This is a genomic window from Stenotrophomonas sp. 3diitr2024 (assembly GCF_042136455.1).
Lineage (GTDB): Bacteria > Pseudomonadota > Gammaproteobacteria > Xanthomonadales > Xanthomonadaceae > Stenotrophomonas > Stenotrophomonas sepilia.
This window is the reverse complement of record NZ_JBHHMJ010000291.1, coordinates 1-318: the sequence shown is the minus strand read 5'-3', so window position 1 is coordinate 318 and position 318 is coordinate 1. Positions and strand designations below refer to the sequence as shown.

Annotated in this window: 2 pseudogenes; one reads left to right on the top strand and one right to left on the bottom strand. The window is 60.4% G+C overall.

The window, feature by feature from the left end:
* A pseudogene (locus tag ABGA94_RS06685) lies at positions 1 to 215 on the bottom strand (hypothetical protein); the annotation flags it as partial.
* Between ABGA94_RS06685 and ABGA94_RS06680 the strand changes: the two are divergent.
* Positions 195 to 318, top strand: a pseudogene (locus tag ABGA94_RS06680) (polyketide cyclase); the annotation flags it as partial. The pseudogenes ABGA94_RS06685 and ABGA94_RS06680 overlap by 21 nt on opposite strands.

The following is a 318-nucleotide window of genomic DNA, read 5'->3' as shown; positions in this document are numbered from 1 at the left end:
TTCTGCATCATCCGGATGTTGACGCAGATCTGCATCTGCTGCTCCTTCACATCCGCCTGCGGATTGAACACGAACACCTTGAAGGCGGACTCCAGGCTGAAGTCCAGCGCCTTGCCGCTCCAGCCGTCGGCTCCTTTGGTTGGCTTGGCCACGTCAAAGCGGCGCTCGCCATAGTCAACTTCCACCTGCAGGCCCGGCATATCGCCATCGAGGACGCCACCAAGGGTCACGACAAGGTCACCACCTTCAACCTGGAGCCGACCGGCAAGGGCGGTCGCAACGTCAAGATCACCCAGGACTACTCGGTGAAGTACGGCT